Source organism: Pseudoalteromonas fuliginea (assembly GCF_000690055.1).
Lineage (GTDB): Bacteria > Pseudomonadota > Gammaproteobacteria > Enterobacterales > Alteromonadaceae > Pseudoalteromonas > Pseudoalteromonas fuliginea.
The window spans coordinates 1-269 of sequence record NZ_JJNZ01000307.1; the positions used below are offsets into that span (position 1 = coordinate 1).

At 39.0% G+C, this 269-nt stretch carries 1 protein-coding gene; it reads left to right on the plus strand.

The annotated features are described in order from the left end of the window. Positions 1-194, plus strand: a 194-nt coding sequence (locus DC53_RS22495) for a hypothetical protein (RefSeq protein WP_033032898.1), incomplete at its 5' end; no start/stop codon positions are given. Positions 195-269 lie beyond the last annotated feature (75 nt).

Genomic DNA, 269 nt, shown 5'->3' on the forward strand with positions numbered 1-269 from the left:
GGATGAAATACTTACTAATAATGCAATTAATTATTGTCGGTTCCCAAAAAGGTGGTGGCTCACTGGACACTGTTATTTTAGATAGCCATGAGCAGTGTGAAAAAGTGAAAGCCGTCTTTATGTACAACATGAAGGACGATCGGCCATATGGAAGAATTTTCCGAAAAGCTGAATGCGTGGAGCTCTCACAATGAACCTAACAGAAGATCAAATTAACGACTTAATTGAAAAGTGGCATGAAGACAAAGAAACCACGCTTGATCTTCATG